Origin of the sequence: Halorubrum marinum, assembly GCF_048381195.1 — an archaeon.
GTDB lineage: Archaea > Halobacteriota > Halobacteria > Halobacteriales > Haloferacaceae > Halorubrum.
This window is the reverse complement of record NZ_JBLWMM010000006.1, coordinates 468,971-484,227: the sequence shown is the minus strand read 5'-3', so window position 1 is coordinate 484,227 and position 15,257 is coordinate 468,971. Positions and strand designations below refer to the sequence as shown.

Annotated in this window: 17 protein-coding genes; 4 read left to right on the top strand and 13 right to left on the bottom strand. The window is 66.4% G+C overall.

Annotated elements, in window-relative coordinates; genetic code table 11:
• Positions 1-13: 13 nt before the first annotated feature.
• The 9 genes from ACNSN4_RS11810 to ACNSN4_RS11770 form a co-directional block, all read right to left on the bottom strand.
• A complete protein-coding gene (locus tag ACNSN4_RS11810) occupies positions 14-592 on the bottom strand; it encodes a class I SAM-dependent methyltransferase (RefSeq protein ID WP_418286018.1) in 579 nt (192 codons plus the stop codon).
• 67 nt (positions 593-659) lie between these two features.
• Positions 660-1,802 carry an aminotransferase class V-fold PLP-dependent enzyme gene (locus tag ACNSN4_RS11805; RefSeq protein ID WP_418286017.1) on the bottom strand — a complete coding sequence of 381 codons (1,143 nt, stop codon included), beginning with the start codon at positions 1,800-1,802 and terminating at the stop codon, positions 660-662.
• Positions 1,803-2,144, bottom strand: coding sequence for a thioredoxin (gene trxA, locus ACNSN4_RS11800; RefSeq protein ID WP_418286016.1), 342 nt, complete (start codon positions 2,142-2,144; stop codon positions 1,803-1,805).
• Between the two features lie 84 nt (positions 2,145-2,228).
• Complete coding sequence (locus ACNSN4_RS11795) at positions 2,229-3,266, bottom strand: TSUP family transporter (protein WP_418286015.1); 1,038 nt, start codon at positions 3,264-3,266, stop codon at positions 2,229-2,231.
• Complete coding sequence (locus tag ACNSN4_RS11790; RefSeq protein ID WP_418286014.1) at positions 3,266-3,424, bottom strand: DUF7512 family protein; 159 nt, start codon at positions 3,422-3,424, stop codon at positions 3,266-3,268. The genes ACNSN4_RS11795 and ACNSN4_RS11790 overlap by 1 nt, the downstream gene beginning before the upstream one ends.
• 405 nt (positions 3,425-3,829) lie before the next feature.
• Positions 3,830-4,444: a metal-dependent hydrolase gene (locus tag ACNSN4_RS11785; RefSeq protein ID WP_418286013.1), complete on the bottom strand. Its 615-nt coding sequence runs from the start codon at positions 4,442-4,444 to the stop codon at positions 3,830-3,832.
• Between the two features lie 131 nt (positions 4,445-4,575).
• On the bottom strand, positions 4,576-5,361 hold the full coding sequence (locus tag ACNSN4_RS11780; protein ID WP_418286012.1) for an ABC transporter permease subunit: 786 nt from the start codon (positions 5,359-5,361) through the stop codon (positions 4,576-4,578).
• Positions 5,354-6,349, bottom strand: a complete 996-nt coding sequence (locus tag ACNSN4_RS11775; RefSeq protein WP_418286011.1) for an ABC transporter ATP-binding protein — start codon at positions 6,347-6,349, stop codon at positions 5,354-5,356. The genes ACNSN4_RS11780 and ACNSN4_RS11775 overlap by 8 nt, the downstream gene beginning before the upstream one ends.
• Positions 6,339-7,988 carry a COG1361 S-layer family protein gene (locus ACNSN4_RS11770; RefSeq protein WP_418286010.1) on the bottom strand — a complete coding sequence of 550 codons (1,650 nt, stop codon included), beginning with the start codon at positions 7,986-7,988 and terminating at the stop codon, positions 6,339-6,341. Before ACNSN4_RS11770 ends, ACNSN4_RS11775 begins: the two co-directional genes overlap by 11 nt.
• 194 nt (positions 7,989-8,182) lie before the next feature.
• On the opposite strand from ACNSN4_RS11770, the gene ACNSN4_RS11765 reads away from it, so the two are divergent.
• The gene (locus tag ACNSN4_RS11765) at positions 8,183-9,340 is read left to right on the top strand and encodes a pyridoxal-phosphate-dependent aminotransferase family protein (RefSeq protein WP_418286009.1); all 1,158 of its coding nucleotides are present in this window, start codon (positions 8,183-8,185) and stop codon (positions 9,338-9,340) included.
• A gap of 32 nt (positions 9,341-9,372) precedes the next feature.
• Here the strand turns inward: ACNSN4_RS11765 and ACNSN4_RS11760 are convergent, their stop codons facing one another.
• Entirely contained in the window at positions 9,373-10,170 is a 798-nt protein-coding gene (locus tag ACNSN4_RS11760; RefSeq protein ID WP_418286008.1) for an inositol monophosphatase family protein, read from the bottom strand.
• 164 nt (positions 10,171-10,334) lie between these two features.
• Between ACNSN4_RS11760 and ACNSN4_RS11755 the strand changes: the two genes are divergently transcribed.
• On the top strand, positions 10,335-10,592 hold the full coding sequence (locus ACNSN4_RS11755; RefSeq protein WP_418286007.1) for a hypothetical protein: 258 nt from the start codon (positions 10,335-10,337) through the stop codon (positions 10,590-10,592).
• Positions 10,593-10,745: 153 nt separating this feature from the next.
• Here the strand turns inward: ACNSN4_RS11755 and ACNSN4_RS11750 are convergent, their stop codons facing one another.
• On the bottom strand, positions 10,746-11,354 hold the full coding sequence (locus tag ACNSN4_RS11750) for a DUF1102 domain-containing protein (protein WP_418286006.1): 609 nt from the start codon (positions 11,352-11,354) through the stop codon (positions 10,746-10,748).
• Positions 11,355-11,790: 436 nt separating this feature from the next.
• Here ACNSN4_RS11750 and ACNSN4_RS11745 point away from each other — a divergent pair, with 436 nt between their 5' ends.
• Together ACNSN4_RS11745 and ACNSN4_RS11740 are read left to right on the top strand one after the other, a co-directional pair.
• Positions 11,791-12,390 carry a DUF7344 domain-containing protein gene (locus ACNSN4_RS11745; protein WP_418286005.1) on the top strand — a complete coding sequence of 200 codons (600 nt, stop codon included), beginning with the start codon at positions 11,791-11,793 and terminating at the stop codon, positions 12,388-12,390.
• On the top strand, positions 12,387-13,259 hold the full coding sequence (locus ACNSN4_RS11740) for a hypothetical protein (protein ID WP_418286004.1): 873 nt from the start codon (positions 12,387-12,389) through the stop codon (positions 13,257-13,259). Before ACNSN4_RS11745 ends, ACNSN4_RS11740 begins: the two co-directional genes overlap by 4 nt.
• Positions 13,260-13,265: 6 nt before the next feature.
• On the opposite strand, the gene ACNSN4_RS11735 is transcribed toward ACNSN4_RS11740, so the two are convergent.
• On the bottom strand, positions 13,266-14,555 hold the full coding sequence (locus ACNSN4_RS11735; protein WP_418286003.1) for an MBL fold metallo-hydrolase: 1,290 nt from the start codon (positions 14,553-14,555) through the stop codon (positions 13,266-13,268).
• 24 nt (positions 14,556-14,579) lie between these two features.
• A complete protein-coding gene (locus tag ACNSN4_RS11730; protein ID WP_418286002.1) occupies positions 14,580-15,248 on the bottom strand; it encodes a DUF998 domain-containing protein in 669 nt (222 codons plus the stop codon).
• Between the last annotated feature and the right edge of the window lie 9 nt (positions 15,249-15,257).

Genomic DNA, 15,257 nt, shown 5'->3' with positions numbered 1-15,257 from the left:
CGGTTCGGCTCTGTTACGGCGCGCGAGCAACTACGCCGAACGTCTCCGTGCGCTCGGCGGCGGTAACGATGTCAAACCCTTCGGTCTCCAACGCCTCGACCGCGTCGCTCGCGGCGTACCGTTCGTCGGCCGACGGACCGTGCTCGCCGTCCCCCGCGGCGGACCAGTCGAAGATCACGAGCGGCGCGCCCGGGTCGAGCACTCGGGCGAGCTCGGCGGTCGCCGCCGGGCTCGCGAACTCGTGGTACGTCATCGTCGAGACCGCACCGTCGAGTTCGCCGTCCGCGAAGGGGAGGTCCGCGACGTCGCTCGCGACGAGTTCGACGTTCTCCGGGACGCCCTTCTCGCGGTAGAATTCGTGCATCTCGGCCTGCACGTCGACGCCGTAGACGGTCTCGGCGTGTGGCGCGAGGTCGTCGGTATAAAATCCGGTGCCGCTGCCGAGGTCGGCGACGGCGTCCAAGTCGGCGGACGCGGACTCGGCGCCAGCCAGCAGCGGTCCGATCAGCTCCTCGGCCGACACCCAGCGGTATCTGACCTCGGGACGCTCCAAGCGAGCCGCCTTGTCGGCGTCGAACGTGTGGAAACCCATATGCGGTCTTGCACGGCGAACACTAAAACGCGTCCGATTGCGGAGGAAAAGCGAGAGCGGACCGGCCTCACCACTCGGCTTCGAGCGCGTCGAGCAGCCGGTCGATCTCGGCCTCGGTCGAGACCGCGTGGACGGAGGCGCGGATCCCGTCGGGATGCGGGAGCGACCGGACGACGATCCCCTCGTCGGCGAGTCGTTCGACGGTCGCCTCGGGGTCGTCGACGTCGATCGTGACGAGACCCGATTCGTACCGTCGGGGACTCAGCAGCCTACCGGCGGGCACGCCCGCCTTCAGGCGGTCGGTGAGCGTCTGGATGCGGGCCGCGATCGCGTCGAGCCCGACGGCCTCGATCGCGTCGAGCGCCTCGACCAGCCCGACGTGCGCGGCCGCGGTCGTCGATCCGACCTCGAAGCGCTTCGCGCCCGCCTTGTACTCGATGTCGGGCGCGTTCGGCGCCTCGACGCTTCGGTAGCCGACCGCTCGCGGGGCCAGCTCGGTCGCGGCGTCGCGGTCGACGTACAGGAACCCGGCCCCCCACGGGCCGAGGACCCACTTGTGACCGGCCGCGGCGACCGCGTCGGCGCCCCACTCGGCGACGTTCATCGGCCCCTGCCCGGGCGACTGCACGGCGTCGACGAGAGTGAACGCGCCGGCCTCGTCGGCGATCTCCACGAGGTCGGCGACCGGGAGTCGCGTCCCGTGCGTCCACGTGATCGCGCTGAAGCAGACGAGTCGCGCGTCGGCCACGGCCTCGGTGTACGCGTCGCGATCGATCCGGCCGTTCTCGGTCTCGAGGACGCGGACCTCGACGCCCTCGCGTTCGAGCCGCTTCCACGGCAGGATACCCGCGGGATGTTCGAGGTCGGTCCGGACGACGACGTCGCCGGGCCGCCAGTCGATCGCCCCGGCGATCCGGTTGATCCCGTCGGTCGTGCTCTCGGTGAGGGCGATCTCGTCCGGCTCGGCCCCGACGAAGTCGGCGATGCGCTCGCGGACCGCCTCGTACGTCTCGAAGGCGTGCGTGTACGGGTCGGTCGTCGCCGAGCCGTACTCCTGGTCAGCGATGTAGTCGGCCGCCGCGTCGACGACGTACTCCGGGCTCGGTCCGTGCGCGCCGAAATTGAAGTAGGCGGCGTCCGCGAGCGCCGGGACGTCCGCGCGCAGCTCGCGAGGGGTCATCCCGTCAGCGTCGAGCTCGGAGACGCTCATTCAGGCGGTATACCCTGCGACGGTCTGGGTGAGCGCCTGTTCGGTCTGTGCGCCGACCATGCGCTCGGCGAGCTCGCCGTTCGCGAAGACGAGGAGGGTGGGAATTCCCTGTACCCCGTACTGCGAGGCGAGCGCTTGGTGGACGTCGACGTCGACCTTCACGACGGCGGCGTCGGTCTCGGCGGCGATCGACTCGATCGTCGGTTCCATCATCTGACACGGGCCGCACCAGTCGGCGTAGAAGTCGACGAGGACGACGGCGTGGTCGGCCACGAGATCGTCGAAGTCGGCGGCGTCTGTCAGCTGTATCGGTTCCGTGGGGACGGATTCGGTTGAACTCATCACCATACCGTACGCGCCCCCCGCAGATAATAGTTTTGGATAGTTATTACAATACCATACATCAAGAGGCGACGCCGTCAGCAGTTAGGCCGAGGTCGCGACGCCGCGGCGACGCCGGACCGCCAGCGCGCCGTGGTAGAGAATGACTCCGCAAACCAGAAGCGAGGAGCCGATCAGGATGACGAAGCTGATCTGATCGAGAATCGGCATCGCGAGCCACGTCGCGAGCTCCCCGAGGCCGACCGCGAAACTCGCCAACAGGAGCATGATGCCGAAGTAGATCGTCACGTCGTCCTCGTTGACGTACGCGGTCGCGCCGGAGCCGATCCGCGCGCCGAGCGCGCTGCCCAAGAGCAGCGCGGTGACGATTCCGAGGTCGATAACGCCGGAGCGGCCGTACGTGAACGCGCCGATCGCACCGGACATCAACCCGCCGAACAGGCTGGTCCCGACCGCGGCCGCCAGCGAGGTGCCGATCACGTAGTAGATGGCCGGCATCCGCACGAAGCCGCCGCCCACGCCGAGAAAGCCGGAAACGAGCCCGACGCCGCCGCCGACTCCGGAGATCGTCCACAGCGACGCCTTGCTCCCGTCGGCCAGCGTCATCATCGGCGGAATGTTGTACGACTGGATCTTCCGAGCGATTCCGGGGACGTCGTCGCTGGGGCCGCCCGCGCCCGCGTCGTCCGTATCGTCCGCGTCGTCCGCCTCGTCGTCGTCCTGGTTCATCGCGCTCCGGGTGAACAGGACTCCGATAGCCGCGAGCAGGAGGACGTAGGCGGTGCCGATCACGACGTTGGCGATGCCGAGCACTTCGAGTCCGAACACCAGTCGGCTGCCGAGCTCGATGCCGAGGGTGATACCCACGAACATCAACGCGCCGAGCCGGTAGTCCACTTGGCCGGCGTCGTGGTGTTTCATCGTCGCGATCACCGCCGTTCCGAAGACGAACGCCATCGAACTGCCGATGGCGACCGGGGCTGGATACCCGAGGATCAGCAGCGCGGGCGTGACGAGAAACGACCCGCCCATTCCGAAGAAGCCGAAGAACACGCCGACCATGAACCCGAAGGCGACGAAGAGGGCGAACAGGCCGGAGCTCAAGCCGAGTAGCTCGAACATTAGATCCGTTCGAGTCGCCTGAACACGGTCGGGCCGAGTTTCTCTTCCAAGAATCCGTACCCGACGTACAGCACGGCCGCTTCGACGAGAACGACCGAGATGACGGCCAGCGCGGCCATCGACGGCGACGCGCCGGGAAGCAACTCCGTGCCGGTCATCGGCGATTCCCCCCAAGTGTGACGGCCGAGTCCGCGGACCGCATCGGATCGATTGCGCTCATGTATCTGCTCGTAACAGGCGGCAGGATATAACGGTTTTGGGCTAAATATACAATACTATATCTCCATGACGGACGGAGCACCATAGATAACTTATGAGTCAGTTATTCGACCGAGAGAGTCCGAGCGATAGTATTCAACGGATCGCCCGACTCGACAGTCAACGTGTGAGCGAGTAGTGTACACACCGAATGGGTACCGGACCGTGATCAGCGATCGCCGATGAGCGTCGCCGCTCGATTCGTCTAGAGATGTGTGTACGTGGGTTTTACACACACAAATACGTCCGAATCGGAGCCACCACAACCGCCCGATCGTACCCGGTACGACCGCTCAACCGATCGGCTATCGGTCGTCGCTCTCGTTGTACCGCTCGGGGAGATGCGGCGTCAGCGCCGGCGGCAATAGCGGAATGATCCGGGCCGTGAGCTCCGCGAGGTACCGGCGGAGAACGGTGTACACGATCGCGACGAGCAGCGATGCGATCACCACCTGTCGGAGCGTCCCGTCGACGAGGTACAACAGCGGGAGCGACAGGCCGGTCGCCAGCGCGAGGTCCTGATAGGAGCCGTCGTACGGGATCCTGCCGCGTGGGGCGATCCAACGGCGGCGGTAGTGATCGTACACCGCGCGGTCCGATGTCCCTTCCCACGGCCGGAGCTCTAAGCCGCCACCGTACACGTCGGAGAAGCTGTGAAGCGCCGCTCCGAGCAGGAACAGCGCGGCTCCCACCGTCACCGTCGACGGTGCGACGACCGCGACGAGGAGAGCGACCACGGCGAGTACGGAGTAATACACGGGGTAGTGGAGGGTCTTCCGGTGGCCGGTGTACATGTCGAGATCGGGGAAGAGCCCGCCGAGCGCGCCCGCCGCGAACCCGACCGTCGCGAACTCCGGCGCTATCCACACCAGCGGGGCGGCGAGGAGCATTCCGGCGATCACGTGGGTCGGCAGCATCATCTTGCCCAAAACCAGGCGACAGAAATATATGAACGTGTCGACCGCCACCGGAGAATCAAACGGCTGTTACCCCGTTTCACAGCCGTAGATAACCGATTTCTCCGGATACGGGCGGAGGGATCCGCGACGCCTCAGATATCTCGGCGCTCGAACAGCGCCTGTGAGAGGATGAGGAGTCCGACGAACGCGACGAGGAGGATGACCGTATCGATGAGGTCGTACGAGCCGTCGATGAGTATCGGCGTCGGTTCGTAGTACTGCGTCGGGCTCAGGTACTGGATCCAGTCGTAGGCGTCGGCCCCGCCGACGACCGACTCGACGAGGTACAACACGAACACGGTTCCGACGGCGGCCCGCTCGGCGATCGCCGCGCGGTCGACGGCGACCGAGAAGGCGAAGCCGATGCCCGCACACACGAGGAGGTAGGGAATCGACAACAGGTGCGCCGCGACGAGGTTTCCGACCGCGATCGTCTCGCCGATCGCGACGACGAACAGGTAGATGATCGGGCCGCCGAGGACGTTGACGGCGAGCATCGGCACCGAGAGCGCGGCGAACTTCTCCACGAGGAGCCGCGAGCGCGTCACCGGAAACGACAGCAGCAGGTCCATCCGCTCCGACTCGACGTCGCCCGCGATGGTGCCGCCGCCCACGTACGCGAAGTACAGCCCCAAGCCGAGCAGCCACACGAAATTGAACACCTGCGCGCCGAGAAACCCCTCGACCGTCGAGAGGCTCTCGATGCCGAACGCCTCCAGCATCGCGGGCGGGAGCTCCTCGAAGATGTCCTCGTAGTCGACGCCCTCCAAGACGCTGAAGTACCAGACGATGAAGCCGGAGTACGCCGACACGCCGGCGGTGAGTATCGCCGCCCCGCGTACCTTCCGTCTCGCCTCGTACCGCGCCGTCTCAAACATCCGCCGGCCCCTCCTCCCGCTCCCCCTCCCGCTCCACCGAATCGTCGACACCACCGGCGCCGTCGGCGTCGGCCGTTCGGCGATCGTCGCCGCCGCCATCCTCGCCGTAGTAGTGCACGAACACGTCCTCGATCGGCGGCTCGCCGATCTCGATGTCGCGGACGTCGTGGGCCGCGAGTTCGCGCAGGAGGGCGTTCGGGTCTCCGGCGTAGATGAACTGTGCACCCTCCGCGAACGGCGTCGGGTCGACGACCCCGTCGAGCGCGGTGATGGCCTCGATCGCCGCGTCGCTCGCGTGGATACGGACGTGTTTTCCCCCGCGGTCCAGCAGCGCCTCGATTCCTTCCAGCTCGACGAGCGATCCCTCGCGGAGGATGCCGACGCGGTCGCAGATCCGGCGGACCTCGCTCAGCACGTGCGACGAGAAGAATATCGTCGTGCCGCGGTCGCGCTCGCGCCGGACGAACTCGTTGAACCCCTCCTGTTTCAGCGGGTCGAGCCCGGCGGTGGGCTCGTCCATGATGACGAGATCGGGGTCGTGCATGAACGCCTGCACGAGCCCGAGCATCCGCTTGTTCCCGGTCGAGTACTCGCGTATCGGTCGCTCCACCGGCGGGGTGAACACCGAAAGCAGCTCCTCGCGGCGACTCTCGCCTTTGACCGCGCCGTGGTAATCGAGCACCGTCTCACCGGTCGCCGTCTCGTCGAATCCGAGCTGCGCCGGGAGGTAGCCGATACGCCGTTTGGCTTCGGTCAGGGCGACCTCGTCGCCGATGTCGGCTCCGAGCACCCGCGCGGTCCCGGACGTGGGCTTCAGCAGTCCGAGGAGGAGGCGGATCGTCGTCGACTTGCCCGCGCCGTTGGGGCCGAGGAAGCCGAATATCTCGCCGCGATTGACGGTGAACGAGACGTCGTCGTTCGCGAGGACGCTCCCGTAATCCTTCGTCAGCCCCTCGACGACGAGCGGCGAGGCGGGCTCATCGGACATAGTACCACCACGCGCCGCCGGCGACGACGATCAGGAGGACGACGAGCACGACGACCTCTGCGGGGAACTCACCGCCGGACGAGGGGACGACCGAAACGGCGACCGTCGCGGTGTCACCGGTCACGCGGACGCCGTCGAGGTCCGTGTAATCGGTCGTCACCGTCGCGGGGTACCGGCTCTCCGGTGCGGCGCCGTCGACCTCGACGTCGAACGCGACCTGTCCCGTCTCGCCCGGTGCCAGCGATGGAATCACCGTCGTCCGAAACTCGCTGTCCAGCGGCGCCTCGACCGCGAGCGTGAGCGAGACGTCCCGCAGTTCCACGTCGCGCTGATTGGTCACGTTGAGGCGTAACACGCCGTCGTCCCCGGCCGTGAACGTCGGATCGACCGGAGCGACCCGCACCGCGTCGCGGCGCTCGGCCACGTCGACGCGGACGGACGACGCCGCCACGCGCTCGTTGCTGGCGGCGGTCCGGTAGCTCGTCGAGAGTCCCACCTGCTGTGGCACCGCGTCGGCCGCGTCGGGGACCTCGCCGCGGAACCGGAACGCGGCCGTTTCGCCCGCCCCGAGGTCGCCGACGGCGTACCGCGGACTGCGCGGGACGAACGTCGAGTCGTCGACCGCGAGCACCACGCCGCTCACGTCGGTCGGGCCGTCGTTCCGGATCGTTCCTCGGACCGTTCCCGTCTCGCCGACGCGGAGCGTCGACTCCTCGACCGCGAGCGTGAACGACTGCTCGGGCCGCGGCTCGAAGCCGACGGGGATCCCCTCGTGGGCGCCGCGGACGCCATCGGGGGCAGTGTATCGGACGGCGGCGGTGAGATCGAACGGCCGAACTGGCGCGTCGGCACGAACGCGTGCCGGGAACTCGACCGCCGCCGTCTCACCGGGATCGAGCCGATCGATTCGCGCCGTGTTCCGGTCCGTCTCGCCGAGCGTGAGATCGGGACTGCTGGCCACGAGTTCGACCGAGAGGTCACGAGCCGCTCGGGCCCCGACGTTCGTCACGTTCGCCGTGACCGTTCCGGCGTCGCCGACCTGCACGTCCGACGCGACGGTCCCCACCGCGAATCGGGGGGCGTCGTCGACGGTCACCGAGACGCGCTCGGTCGTCGACCGCGAACGGTCCTGCACGACGCCGCTCTGCGGGGCAGAGAGGAACGTGTGGGAGTACCGGAGCCGCACGTCCACGTCGTACTCGCCCGGCTCGGCGTCCGCCGGCACTCGGACCGCAATCGGGACGTCTCTGACGCCGCCGTCCGGGATCGAGCCGACGGCGACGCGCCCGGTCTCGATGACCAGCGGGGAGTTGCGCGGCCGGACCTCAACGACGACGCTCCGGGCGGTCGTCACGGTAGCGCGTCGGGCGTCGGAGCCGGCGGCCACCTCGCCGTCGTTCGCGACTTGGAGTGTGAGCTCCGTCGCGGTCCCCGGAGAGAGCGTCGAATCGGGGGCATACACGTTCAGATCCGGCTCGCCGCGAACGAACGAGGCGTCTGTCTGCGCGACCACGTCGCTCTGTGCGGCTCGGTCATCCTGTGCGACTCCGAACCCGGCGAACGCACCGACGCCGAGGCTCGCGACGGCGACGAAGACGAGCGCACCGAGGAGGAACCCGCCGTAGCGCTGGCGGGACATCTACGCCTCCGGGCCATCGCCGAACTCGTCCCGACGAATGGAGGGGGTCGGCCACGCGCTGCGGTGACGGCTGCGTGTCATGTTTGGACGTGCACCCTCCCGACATATATGTGTATGCGTGTGGTACGGTAGCACAATTGTCGGTGGCTTCGAGTAGTCCGCGCGCTTATCCCGACGGCGACGAGTGAGAGCGTATGCTCATGACGCCGGGACCGACCGCGGTCCCCGAACCCGTCCGCGAGGCGATGAGCCGCGAGCTGATCAATCCTGACGTCGATCCCGCGTTTCGGGAGATATACAGCCGGGTCACTGCCCGACTGGCGACGGTGTACGGCGTCGACGATGTCAACGGCATCGACGGCGTCAACGACGTCAGCGGCGGAGCGGAAGCCGAGCGCGACGGGGTCCATGACATCGTCGTCCCCGGCGGTGAGGGGATTCTGGGTCTAGAGGCCGCGATCGCCTCACTCGTCGAGCCGGGTACCGAGGTGTTGTGTCTCTCAAACGGGCTTTACGGCGACGGATTCGCCGACTTCGTCGAGCAGTACGGCGGGGAAGCGACGCTGGTCGCGGCCGACTACGACGAACCGCTCCCGATCGCCGACCTCGAATCACGTCTCGCGGACGAGCCCGACCGGTTCGATATCGCGACGATGGTCCACTGTGAGACGCCGACGGGGACGCTCAACGATCTCGGTCCCGCGCTCGACGCGCTGGAGGGGGCCGGAACCGGGGACGGAGTTGCCGGTGGAGATCCGGACTCGGGGGTTATCACCGTCGTCGACGCGGTCTCCTCCCTCGGCGGGACGCCCGTGCCGACCGAGCGGATCGACGTCTGTCTCGGGGCCTCACAGAAGTGTTTCAGCGCGCCGCCGGGACTCACGACCGCCGCTATCAGCGATCGCGCGTGGGCGGCGATGGAAGAGCGGGATCCGCACACGTTGTATACGAATTTCCTGCCGTGGCGGGATACCTCCGGAGGATTCCCGTACACCCATCTCACGACCGAGGTCGTCGCACTCGACGAGGCACTCTCGTTACTCCTCTCGGAGGGCCTCGACGCGGTTCACGACCGTCACCGGACCGCCGCGACACGGTGTCGCGAGCGCGGCAGAGAAATTGGGCTAGAGCCGTATCCGGACCCGGAGCGCAGTTCCCCGACCGTGACCGCGTTTCACGTCCCCGACCGTGCAGAGGCCGTACAAACGGCGCTCCACGAGGAGCACGACGTGCTCGTCGCGACCGGGCTCGGAGAGCTGTCGAACGATGTTCTGCGGGTCGGACATATGGGACATAACGCACGAGTCGAACGCGTGGAAGAGACGATGGACGCGCTGGAATCCGCGTTGTAGCGCTCGCACTCGGTCCAGTTCCTCGCCCGCGCTCAATCCAGTTCCTCGATCGCTCGGGCGGCGGCGAGCACCTCGTCGTGGAGGTGCCCGTTCGAGACGACGAGTCCCGTCGAGTCGTGTCGCCAGCGGTTTCCGTCCAAGTCGGTCGCTTTCCCGCCCGCCTGGCGGACCATGAACACGCCTGCGACCGAGTCCCACGGGTTCGCCCGCAGGTTCGAGATCGTTCCCTCCAGCCCGCCCGCGGCGACCGTCGGGAGCACGACCTGTGCCGCGCCGAGCCGGCGCATATCCCCGAATCCCTCGACGATCGCCTCGCAGGCGCGGGCGTACTCGTCGCGCGAGTCGTGGTCCCACCACAGCGTCGGGTCGACGACGCCGCGGCGGGGGTCTCGCACGCCGCTGACGGTCATCCGCTCGCCGTTGCGGTACGCGCCGTCGGCGTCCGCGGTGTAGGCGTCGCCGAGCGCGGGCGCGACGACCGCGGCCGCGACGGGCTCGCCGTCGACGACGGCCGCGACCGCGGTGCACCACACCCGAATGTCGCGGACGTAGTTGTGCGTGCCGTCGATCGGGTCGATCACCCACGCCGCGCCCGTCTCGGGGACCGTCTTGCGTTCGTCCTCCTCCTCGCCCACGACCGCGTCGTCCGGGAACGACTCGCGTATCTCGGCGATCACGGTGCGCTGGGCCGCCCGGTCGGCCTCGGTGACCACGTCGTCCCGGCCCTTGCGCTCCACGTCGACGCCGTCCCGGAAGCGCTCGTTTGCGACCGCCGCACCGGCCCGCGCAGCGCGCTCGGCGACGACGGCACGAACCTCTGTATCGCTCATGTCGATGCGCTCCGCGCGCCTCACGCGTATAAACGTCGATCCGACGGATCGGATCCGGCGGCGACTCGACGCCGTCCGACGACTGTGAGTCGGGAGGTCCCGCGAGTATTAACTCAATTCCGAATCCGAGTACCTTTAAGTAGGTCCGAGTGGAAGAGTGGTGTATGGAACCCGAGGAAGCGGTTCGTCAGCTCGAGTACGCCATCGACGCCTCGCTCGACGAGACCGGACAGCGCGCGGCCGCCGGCTACCGCCCGACGTTCGAGCGCGTCGCCGCGGACGCCGACGGGACCGCGGTGTACACCCTCGCCAGCAAGCTCTCCGACGAAGTCGTCGCCGGAGGCTGCCCGACACCGGCCGAAGCGAACGAACGGGCGGAGCGCGTGCTCGGCGACCGAGCGTACACCGACGGCGGAGCGTAGTCTATTCAGATATAAGACCTTTTTAGACGCAGTGCAGATGCTAGAAGGGTCTTACAGACAGGTCCAATTCACCCAACATAGATACAAACACACGTCGTCGGAAGCGTCTAAACGGGGCTAAATATGTTAAAATAGATACGGCGCGTCCTATCTCTACAATCCGTTACCCTGTTCCTCAGCAACGACTTGGAAGCTTTCGTCAATATTGTCGCTGCTAAGGTTACTTTGGTCTATTTTGACACCAACGGCAACTGCCTGACCAGGACTCAAACTTTCAGAATTATTTTGGCTTAGTTTTGTTCGGTTTCCGGGAGAACTACCGGTATAAAAAGTCACACCGTCAATACTTTCAGTGATCCACACATCAATTTCACCAACGCCACTCCCAGAGTTATTCGACAGGTTTCGGATCTCGAATGTCCCGTCGAACCAGTAAGTCGAATCCGGATTCACGCCATCGCCGCCTAACGAATTTCCTTCTTCAGGATCCCCACTACGCGCACTCGTTGGGTTGTCGCTAGTGAAATCAAGACTCAGCTTCTCATCCTCGTACTCGACAAAATTCCCGTTTCGCGTATCGCCTCCGTCGCTGAGACCACTATCAGGCCGCTGCAGAGCGATGTATGCGGATGCGTCACCGACTGTTTCAATTTCAATGGCTCGATCGCCTGAATTAAATTGAGACACAGCCCCCGTACCCATTGCAGCCGCGCTTCCAGTTGCCAATGCACCTGCGCCGATCACGAATTTGCGTCGTTCCATATCGTATCTCACCTGTGTTCACGCACCCCCGCAACCCGAACGTCCGGGCCGGGAGCGCTCAAATAACCCATATGCAGGGTGGTACTTCGTTATGATATTCCCGATGTGAAGGCGGGACGAAGTCGTTGCAGCACAACCGTCTCCCGTTGGAGCGCAGGCTGTCCCCGCAACCGGCACCGGTGAGATCTTGTAACATGGTATACGGCTCTCGACTCGATTCAAGCATTCACATCGAACCCCACAACTCCACCCTGAAACCCCGTATATGGCCCCTACCGAATGATAAACGGCTACTAACGATTCATAGGGAGCGCCATCTCATGTCAGTATTCATGATACGAAATATAAACTATCCTACCTGTTTATGAGGGAGCCCCGCACACGATCGTGCGAACACAGCCCGCGTCGCATGGGCGTCTCAGACCGATAGCCAATCATGTCAGAATCAATATCGGCCGCCACTACCCCAGCGGAAGTATCGAACGAGAACCGAGGTGAACTCTCCGATGAAGAGATCTTCGACGTCCTCTCGAACCGCCGCCGCCGGTACGTGATCCACGCGCTGAAACACGCAGAGCGTCCGATCGGCGTGTCCGAGCTCTCGCGGCACGTCACCGCGTGGGAACGCGGCGTCGAGCCGGAGGAGGTCACGTACGAGGAGCGCCGAAACGTGTACAGCACGTTACAGCGGATACACATTCCAAAGCTCGAAGAGAACAACGTCGTCGCGGTCGACGACACAGAGAACATGATTCGACCGACCGACGAGCTGAGGAACCTCGAGATCTACGTCGAGGTGCTCCGGAGCAGAGAGATCCCGTGGAGCACCTACTACCTCGGACTCGTCGGCGTCTGCGCCGCGCTCTTATTCGCCGTGATGACCGACATCCCGGGATTCGCGGCGCTCTCGTCGCTCAGTGTCGGCCTGTTCGCGGCGACTGCGTTCAGCGTCTCAGCGATCGCCCATCACTTCATCGGCCGCCGAACGCGACTCGGCCACACTGAAAAGCCGACCGAACTCCACGCGCACGAATGAGCACAGCAATCCGAACACCGTCGACCCGCGTGAGCGCCCTGCGCGCGTTGAGCATTGCCCTCGCGTTCGCGGCGGTGCTCGGGCTGATCTTTGGCACCGCTGGCTTCTCCGCGATGACTGCCGACCGCGGGCTCGCGGTGAACGTCACCGGCGATGAGAGCGCGTATCTCGGGTACGATCCGGTCACGGACGCGGTACAGGACGGCGATCCAACCCCCGTCGTCGAGTACCGGAACCAGTTCGACGACGACCTCGACGAGTTCGATGTCACCGTCTCCCTGTTAGATCCCGAGGGAACACGAACCGAGATCGCCTCGGCTGACTACCCTGACAGTCTCCCGAAGGGCGGAAGTGGGACGGTCGACCTCACCCTTTCGTGTCCCGTCGGAGAGGACGTCGACCTCCGCTTCGAGGCGTCCGGAAGCGGAACGGGCGTCAGCGTCTCGCTCGACCGCGTCCACACGGTGACGTGCGTCCCATCGGGACCGGCGGTCGCAGGGGTCCAGTATGCGGGCGTCGGGAGCGCCCACGTCGAGTCGACGGATGGGGATGCGACCGTCGAGGCGATCGTCTGGCTCACCGATGCCAACCCCGGTGCGGGCGGCTCCGACGGAGCGCTGCGCTCCGAGAGAATCTCGAGGCTGAACACCGCGAAATCCGTCCAGTCGCAGCTTCCGTCCAGCGTCTCGAACCGGCACGTGGCTGCCATCGAGTTCCCCGAGCAAGGGGTCGGCTTCTTCCATCCCGGATGGAACGGGGAGACACACGTGAGTCCGCAGAGCGGAGCCGGAGTCGAGTCCGACGAAGTCCCGCTGGACGCCGAGACCGTGTCGAACACGTCGATCGTCTACGACCAAGACCGCGACTGATCTCTCCTAGAGTTCGATTCGATCGCCGATCGCTGGCGCGCTCGCCGCGAGGCCGTCTTCACGCAAGTCCGCCGCGAACGACTCACAGCGGTCCCCGTGGTTCACTAACACCCGGGCGTCGCGATACGAATCGAGGAACGACTCCAACCCGTCCCGGTCCGCGTGCGCGGAGAAGTCGTACGACTCGACCCGTGCGCTCACCGGACGCACCTGTCCGTTTATCGCCAGCCGTCCGTGTTCGACCAGCTCCCGACCCGGCGTCCCCTCGACCTGGTACCCGGTCAGCGTCACCTTGTTCGTCGGATTCCCGCGGATCTTCGGGAGATACGAGTGAACGGGGCCGCCCGCGAGCATCCCCGAGGTGGTGATGATCAGCGCGTTGTCGGCGGCGATCCGTTCGCGCTGGCCGTCCCGACCCGTCACGAAGCGTGCCGCTCCCTTCGCACGGCGGAGCGCCTCCGGATCGCGGAGGAACTCGGGGTACTGCCGGATCAGCCGCGTCACTTCGATCCCCATGCCATCGACGTAGGGCGTGAAGTCGTTGGCGGCGGCGACGAGCAGCAGCTCCTGCGTCCGACCGATCGCGAAGGCGGGAGCGACGACCGTTCCGCCCTCCCATATCGTCGTGCGGACGCTCTCGGCCCAGCGGTCCTCCACCGCCCGACGGTCCTCGTGGGTCACGTCCGCGTACGTCGACTCGCAGATGACGACGTCCGCGTCGGGCCGAGCCGTCGTCCCCGACACGAGCCGTTGGTCGTCGGTGTGGAAGTCGCCGGTGTACAGCAGGCGAGTACTTTCAGTATCGGGCTCCGTCCGATCGCCGGTGTGACCCCGTCCCACGCTGTCGTCGACGAGGACGTGCGCCGATCCCGGAATGTGACCCGCGTTGAACAGCGTCACCTCGTATTCGGTCTCGCCGGCCTCGACGACGAACGGCTCGTCGTAGGCGTGTCGCTCCTCCACCTCGCCGAGCCGCGCGACGTGTTCCTCTGAAAAGGGACACAGCGGGCTGTTACCGTGTAATTTGAGCGTGTCACGCGCCAACGTCCGCGCGAGCTCCGCGGTCGGCGGCGTCCAGTGGACCTCCGGTCGTCGGTCGCCCTTTAACAGCGCCGGCACCGCGCCGACGTGGTCGAGATGACCGTGCGAGACGACGACGGCGTCCGGTTCGGGGTCGCGCACCGGGTACTGCGGGGGGTCCGCGGTCAACAGCCCGTAGTCCAAGAGCAGCGCGTCGTCGACGAGGACCGCGCTCCGACCGACCTCGCGGGCACCGCCGAGGAACTCGACCTCCATTACCGGCCCTACTCCTCCGCGGCGTTAGTGTTCGTCGGTCGCGAGCGTGTCGAGGGCCGGGAGCGGGCCGACCAACCACACCCACGCCGCGAGCATGAGCGCGCCCGGGAGTTCGGGCAGGGCCAGCCCCGTCACGGGCCACCAGCCCGAGAGGAACGTCGTCCAGACCGCGAGGTGGATCGGCACGAACGCGAGCGTGATCCGCCCGGTTCGCGTACTGCGTCGAGCGAACCCGTCGACGGCGAACAGCAGCGTAACGAGCGCGTAGAACCCGACCGCGGCCGGGCCGTGTAGGGGCTGCGTGAGGTCGAACGCGCCGATACCTGCCATCGAAACCATCGCCAGTCCGAGGACGGCCGCGCGGAGCGAGCCGACGAGTCGTTCCCGCAGGGAGCCGCACCCACCCCCCATATCCCGTGACCGTCCGACCACCCAGAGGCCGACGGCGTAGCCGACGCCGACGGCGCCGCCGACGATGAGGCCCCAGTTGAACGCCGGGGCGCTCCGCGGTCGCACGCCGAGATCGGAGAGCGCGTCGCTCGTCCACGAGAAGGTCGGATCGAGAACAGTTGCGCTCGCGATTCCCCCGAGCGCCAAAAGCGTCGCGACGGCGCCGAGTGCTGCGGTTACAACGCGGAGACGGGCGGCGCGTGAGACCCCCTCGTCACCGGCCCTCGCGACGGCCTCGCGCATCCGTGAGCG